This is a genomic window from Mycobacterium sp. E1715 (assembly GCF_001667625.1).
GTDB lineage: Bacteria > Actinomycetota > Actinomycetes > Mycobacteriales > Mycobacteriaceae > Mycobacterium.
The window spans coordinates 20,913-27,570 of sequence record NZ_LZJJ01000035.1; the positions used below are offsets into that span (position 1 = coordinate 20,913).

Annotated in this window: 6 protein-coding genes and 1 pseudogene; 3 read left to right on the top strand and 4 right to left on the bottom strand. The window is 69.3% G+C overall.

Annotation, left to right across the window (positions count from 1 at the left end):
• Positions 1-7: 7 nt before the first annotated feature.
• Positions 8-1,201, top strand: coding sequence for an acid resistance serine protease MarP (gene marP / locus A9X03_RS01950; protein ID WP_156736826.1), 1,194 nt, complete (start codon positions 8-10; stop codon positions 1,199-1,201).
• Here marP and A9X03_RS01955 read toward each other — a convergent pair.
• Positions 1,194-2,147: an alpha/beta fold hydrolase gene (locus tag A9X03_RS01955; RefSeq protein ID WP_067749557.1), complete on the bottom strand. Its 954-nt coding sequence runs from the start codon at positions 2,145-2,147 to the stop codon at positions 1,194-1,196. The two genes, marP and A9X03_RS01955, sit on opposite strands and share 8 nt — an antisense overlap.
• Entirely contained in the window at positions 2,148-2,675 is a 528-nt protein-coding gene (locus A9X03_RS01960; protein WP_067749555.1) for a phage holin family protein, read from the bottom strand.
• A gap of 330 nt (positions 2,676-3,005) precedes the next feature.
• Between A9X03_RS01960 and A9X03_RS01965 the strand changes: the two genes are divergently transcribed.
• On the top strand, positions 3,006-3,704 hold the full coding sequence (locus A9X03_RS01965; RefSeq protein ID WP_156669929.1) for a serine protease: 699 nt from the start codon (positions 3,006-3,008) through the stop codon (positions 3,702-3,704).
• Between the two features lie 6 nt (positions 3,705-3,710).
• Here A9X03_RS01965 and acs read toward each other — a convergent pair whose 3' ends face one another.
• Positions 3,711-5,660 (bottom strand): acetate--CoA ligase, encoded by a 1,950-nt coding sequence (gene acs / locus A9X03_RS01970; RefSeq protein WP_068015885.1) that lies wholly within the window; start codon positions 5,658-5,660, stop codon positions 3,711-3,713.
• Between the two features lie 113 nt (positions 5,661-5,773).
• Here acs and A9X03_RS01975 point away from each other — a divergent pair, with 113 nt between their 5' ends.
• Entirely contained in the window at positions 5,774-6,316 is a 543-nt protein-coding gene (locus tag A9X03_RS01975; protein ID WP_082950330.1) for a DUF4232 domain-containing protein, read from the top strand.
• Positions 6,317-6,322: 6 nt separating this feature from the next.
• Here the strand turns inward: A9X03_RS01975 and A9X03_RS29615 are convergent.
• Positions 6,323-6,658, bottom strand: a pseudogene (locus A9X03_RS29615) (hypothetical protein); the annotation flags it as partial.

Sequence of the window (6,658 nt, forward strand, 5' to 3'; positions counted from 1 at the left end):
GAACTCGATGACCCCGTCCCAGTGGCTGGACATCGCCGTGCTGTCGGTCGCCTTCATCGCGGCCGTCTCGGGCTGGCGGTCCGGCGCGGTGGGCTCAATGTTCTCGTTCGTCGGGGTGTTGCTGGGCGCGATCGCGGGTGTGCTGCTGGCGCCCCACCTGGTCAGCCACATCGCGGCGCCGCGGGCCAAGCTGTTCGCCGCCCTGTTCTTGATCCTCGCGCTGGTGGTCATCGGCGAGGTCGCCGGAGTTGTGCTTGGACGGGCGGTGCGCGGCGCGATCCGCAGCCGCACCATCCGCACGGTCGACTCGTTCATCGGGGTGGGCGTCCAGTTGGTGGTGGTCTTGACCGCGGCCTGGTTGCTGGCCACGCCGCTGACGCAGTCCAAGGACCAGCCGGAGCTGGCCGCCGCAGTCCGCGGCTCGCGGGTGCTGGCCCAGGTCAACGAGGTCGCCCCGCCGTGGCTGAAGACGGTGCCCAAACGGCTTTCGGCGCTGCTGAACACCTCGGGCCTGCCCGCGGTGCTGGAGCCGTTCAGCCGCACCCCGGTGATCCCGGTCGCCTCGCCGGACCCTGCGCTGGCCAACAATCCGGTGGTTCAGTCCACCGCGCCCAGCGTTGTCAAGGTGCGCAGCCTGGCGCCGAGTTGCCAGAAAGTGTTGGAGGGCAGTGGGTTTGTGGTCGCACCCGACCGTGTGATGACCAACGCGCACGTGGTGGCCGGCTCCAACAGCGTGCAGATCTACGCCAGCGGAAGCCCGCTGGACGCCACCGTCGTGTCCTACGACCCGTCGGTCGACATCGCGATCCTCGCCGTCCCCAACCTGCCGCCCCCGCCGTTGGCCTTCGCGCAGACCGAGGCGAAAACCGGTACCAGCGTCGTGGTGCTCGGTTATCCCGGCGGCGGCAACTTCACCGCCACCCCGGCCCGCATCCGCGAGGTCATCAAGCTCAGCGGCCCCGACATCTACCGCGACCCCGCCCCGGTCACCCGCGACGTCTACACCATCAGAGCCAATGTGGAGCAAGGGAATTCGGGCGGGCCATTGATCGACCTGAACGGTCAGGTGCTCGGCGTCGTGTTCGGTGCCGCCGTCGACGACCCCGACACCGGGTTCGTGTTGACTGCCGACGAGGTGAACAGTCAGCTCGCCAAGATCGGCGACACCCAACAGGTCACCACCGGCGCCTGCGTCAGCTGACCACGGAGTCCAGGAACCGCATCAAGTGCCGGTTGATTTCCTCCGGCGCCTCCTCGTGGCTGAAATGCCCTGCGCCGGCGACGGATACGTAACGCCCCTGCGGGGCATAACGCTGCGTCCGGTCGACCGGGTCGGCCAGTACGTAGGGGTCGGCCTCGCCGCGCAGGTGTAGCAGAGGCACGCCGAGCTGCCGGCTCATCGACTTCATGAATCGCCGGCCCTCATCACGCAGTTGGCTGCGCACCGCCCAACGCTGATATTCCAGCGCGCAGTGCGCCGCCGAGGGAATCTGGATCGCCAGCCGCTGGTAGCGGATGGCTTCGGAAAAGTCTTCGGAGGCAACCCATTTCGCGCAGCTGCGGCTGCGGACGAGGCGCTCGATCTCGGCCCCGTTGTCGCGGGTCAGCAGCCGTTCCGGCCACACGGGCACCTGGTAGCGCAGCAGCGTCGCCAACAGCGCGTAACCCTGGTCGCGGCGGGTCAGCGTGGACCGGCGCAGGGCCGCGGGGTGCGGGGAACTGACCAGCGCGATGGCCGACACCAACCGCGCGTGCAGCAGCGCGGTGGCCCAGCACGCCAGCCCGCCGTCGGCGTGGCCGACCAGCGTCGCCGAGGAGTGGCCCAGCGCGCGGATGAGGCCCGCGGTGTCGCCGGCCAGCGTCCAGCCGTCGTAGCCCCGGGGCGGCTTATCGCTGCCGCCGTAGCCACGAAGGTCGACCGCGACCACCCGCGCCCCGGTCAGTCCCCGCAGCTGATGGCGCCACGACCACCAGAACGAACCGAAACCATGCAGCAGCATCACCAGCGGTCGGGCCGTGGGCGGCGCGGCCGAGTCGGTGTCGGCGGGCAGCGCCTCCACGACATGGAACCGGATCCCGTTGGCGTGCACGTCGAAATGCCGCCACGGCCCGTCGATGCGGGTTACCGACGGGTCCGGCGGTGCCATTTACCAACCCGACGGATCGGATTCGGGCTTCTCGTGCTTCCCGCGCCCATCGAGCTGCCTGACCGCGCCCTGCGCCTTGTCGTGACCCGGGGTGAGTGCGGTGCGCGTCTCCTTGACCGACTCGATGGTCTCCCGCGGCCCGCGGATCCGGCGCACCTTGAGGAAGCCCAGCAGGGCCAGCACGGCCCCGACCACCACCTGAATTCCGAACACGATCAGGAAAGCCGCCCAGCGCCACAGCCAGGTGTCGAGCAGCTCGGCCACGAAGAAGAAGAAAAAGAAGGTGGAGTAGAACAGCACCACCAGCGCGGCGATGAAGAAGACGCTGCCGGTCAGGCCTTTCTTGACATCGCGGGTGATCTCCGCGCGGGCCAGCTCCACCTCGGCGCGCACCAGCGTGGACACCTGGGTGGTCGCGTCCTTGATCAGGTCACCGATCGACGGCTCCGCGGGGCGGGCGTGCGGGTCGGCGAGGGGGATCGTGGTCAGGGTGCTGGGCACACCGTTCTTGCCATCGGCTTTGCTCACAGACGGTCCCCTCTTTCGTCACTGCCCGGCTCGCTGTCGTCGCGGTTCATGTTGCCATGCGCCGCCGGGCCAGACGAGGCCAGCCGAAGCCGGCCACGTCCGGGTCCGGGTCGACCAGGCCGTCTCCGGCCCGTCGGCCAACTGATACCCGATCGGAACGCGCCGAACCAGGCCCTTTGCCGGGAGCCCACGCGCGAGGCGGGCCGTTGCCGCATCACACCGCCCCGAGGCCATCGCCCCGCGGGCCGCGCTGGGCACGGCGGGCGAGGGGCCCGGCCGACTAGACTGGCCAAGCCGGTCCGGGTCCGGCCTGTCGATGGGAGTGGTGCTGTGCAGACGGCGCACCGGTGCTTCGTGGCGGCAATGGGGGCGGCGCTCCTGGTCCTGGTGGGCTACCCCGTGCGCGCCGCGGCCGCCGATGTCAGGATCCCGATGGGCGGCGGCGCCGGCATCGTCATCAACGGGGACACCATGTGCACCCTGACGACCATCGGGGGCGATACCGCCGGAGACCTGATCGGCTTCACCTCGGCGCACTGCGGCGGCCCGGGCGCGCAGGTCGCCGCCGAGGGCGCGGAGAACGCCGGCACCCTGGGCACCATGGTGGCCGGCAACGACAACCTGGACTACGCGGTCATCAAGTTCGATCCCGCGAAGGTGACACCGACGGCCAACTACAACGGCTTCGCGATCAACGGCCTGGGCCCGGACCCGGCCTTCGGCGAGATCGCCTGCAAGCAGGGCCGCACCACCGGGAACTCGTGCGGCGTCACCTGGGGCCCGGGCCAGGACCCCGGCACGATCGTCATGCAGGTGTGCGGGCAGCCCGGCGATTCCGGCGCGCCGGTGACGGTGAACAACATGCTGGTCGGCATGATCCACGGGGCGTTCAGCGACAACCTGCCGACCTGCATCATCAAGTACATCCCGCTGCACACGCCGGCCGTGGTGCAGTCGTTCAACGCGATCCTGGCCGACGTCAACGCCAAGCACCGGCCGGGCGCGGGGTTCACCCCGCTACCGGCCTGATCTGAGCTACTTCGCGGCCTGGATCGCGTCGAAAACGCCGGGGTCCAGCAGGGTCGACGTGTCTCCGAGTTCCCGCTTCTCGGCGACGTCACGCAGGAGCCTGCGCATGATCTTGCCGCTGCGGGTCTTGGGCAGTTCGGGCACCACGTGGATCTCCCGCGGCTTGGCGATGGGTGAGATCTCGCGGGCCACCTCGGCGCGCAGCTCGTCGACGATTCCGTCGTGCACCTCGTACTCGGCGCACAAGACGACGAACGCACAGACGGCCTGGCCCGTGGTCTCGTCGGTCTTGGCGACCACCGCGGCCTCGGCCACTCCGTGGTGGCCGACGAGCGCCGACTCCAACTCGGCGCTCGAGAGCCGGTGCCCGGACACGTTCATCACGTCGTCGATGCGGCCCACCACCCAGATGGCGCCGTCGCGGTCGTAATAGGCGCTGTCCCCGGCGAAATACCAGCCCTGCTCGGCGAACCGAGACCAGTAGGTCTCGACGTAGCGGTCCGGGTCGCCCCAGATGCCGCGCAGCATGGACGGCCACGGCTGGTCCAACACCAGGTAGCCGGTGACGTGTTCGCCGTGATGGACGGTGGGCGTCAGGTGTTCGCCGTGGTCGTCGACGATGCTCGCGGAGATGCCCGGCAGCGCCCTCATCGCCGAACCCGGTTTGGCCGCGGCGACGCCGGGCAGCGGGGAGATCATCGCCGCGCCCGTCTCGGTCTGCCACCAGGTGTCGACGATCGGCAGGCTCTCGGCGCCGATCACCTTGCGGTACCAGCGCCACGCCTCGGGGTTGATCGGCTCGCCCACGGTGCCCAGCAGTCGCAGGCTGGACAGGTCGTGCGCGTCGGGGATCTCGCGGCCCCACTTCATGAACGTCCGGATGAGCGTCGGCGCGGTGTAATAGATTGTGACGCCGTACTTTTCGATGATCTCGAAGTGCCGGTGCTGGGTCGGCGAGTCGGGCGTGCCCTCGTAGAGCACCTCGGTGACCCCGTTGGACAGCGGGCCGTAGACGCCGTAGGTGTGGCCGGTGACCCAGCCGATGTCGGCGGTGCACCAGAAGACGTCGCGTTCGGGCTTGATGTCGAAGATGTAGTAGTGCGTGTAGGAGCACTGGGTCAGGTAGCCGCCGCTGGTGTGCACGATGCCCTTGGGCTTGCCGGTGGTGCCGGAGGTGTACAGCAGGAACAGTGGCTGCTCCGCGTCGAAGGGCTCCGGCGTGTGTTCGGGCGACGCGTCGTCGACGACGTCGTGCCACCACACGTCGCGGTCGTCGTTCCACGACACGTCGATCCCGGTGCGCCGCACCACCAGGATGTGCTCGACGGGGCTCTCGGGATCGTCGACCGCCTCGTCGGCGGCGTCCTTCAACGGTGCGGGCTTGCCGCGGCGGAACTGCCCGTCGCTGGTGATCACCAACTTGGCCTGGGCATCGGCGATGCGGGCCCGTAGCGCCTTCGCGGTGAAGCCGGCGAACACCACGCTGTGCATGATGCCCAGCCGGGCGCAGGCGAGCATCGATATCACCGCTTCGGGGATCAACGGCAGGTAGATCGCGACGCGGTCGCCGGCGACCAGGCCCAGGGCGGTCAGCGCGTTGGCCGCCTTGCACACCTCGGCCTGCAGCTCGGAATAGCTCAGGCTGCGGCTGTCGCCGGGCTCGCCCTCCCAGTGGATGGCGACGCGGTCGCCGAGGCCGGCCTCGACGTGGCGGTCCACGCAGTTGTAGGCGACGTTGAGCTTGCCGTCGGCGAACCATTTCGCGAACGGCGCCTGCGACCAGTCGAGCACCTCGGTGAACGGCGTCGACCAGGAGAGCCGGTTCGCCTGTTCGGCCCAGAAGGCCAGCCGGTCCTCTTCGGCCTCGCGATACAACTCCTCGCCGGCGTTGGCCTGCTCGGCGAACGCCGGCGGCGGGGGATACGACGACGGGCCTACGGCGTCGGTGGTGGTCACTGGCTTCCTCCTAGTGTCGAGGCTCGTCAACCGTCAGAGCCTAACGCCGCAAGGTAAAAAGGGAAGCTTCAAATTCAGGTCGAACCGCAGCCCCATGACGGATAATCACCGGTGTGCCCGGCCAGCGGCGGCGCATCCGCCGACTCGTTCCCAGCTTCGCCGCGGCCGCAACGGTTTACGCGGCCGCCGCCCTGCCGGGGCCAGCGGCGTGGGCCGTCCCGATCGACACCGCCGACGCACCAACCCCGTGCTGGTCGGACCAGATCGCCGTCACCGCATCGCCGACCCAGGCCGCCGTGGGCCACCGCGGGGCCACGCTGGTGTTCAGCCTTGCCGGCGGCGCGGAGCCCTGCACGCTGACCGGATATCCCGGCGTCGACTCGGGGTCCGGCGGACCGCTGATCCACGCCCAGCCCACCCTGCGCGGCTACATGGGCGGCCTACCCGGCGGCGCCGACGTGCCGCCCACCGTGATCCTGTCCTTGTCCACCCAGGCGCAGGCCGTGGTGGAGGGGGTGGCCATCGACGCGAACGGCGAGCCGTGCCCGACCTACACCGATCTGCTGGTCAATCCGCCGGACACGACCGTCGTGCTGAGCGTGCCGGCCACCATCGACGCCTGCGCGCTGCAGGTGCATCCGGTGACGCCCGTCTGAGCGACGTTACGAGTCGGCCCTCGCCAGGCAATACACGCGGGCCGGCTCCGGGTAGCTGACGCCCTTTGACCCTTGCGGGCATTGGGTTTTGTCCGTGCTGCCATCGATGCGCTGCACGATTTTCACCTGTACCCGGTTTGAGTCGCCGCAGTCGCCCGGCCTCAGGCTCACGGCTTCGCCGTCGCTGATGTACAGATAGCAACGGCCCTGTTGCAGGTTGATGAGAAAGCACAGTGTCGTCGAGTGGTTGCTCGCACGCTCGTAGATCGAGTGCTCCCGTTTACCGTCGGGGCAGCTGTCCGAGGCATTCCCCTTGAACGCGAGTTCGTAAGTCGCCGCGGG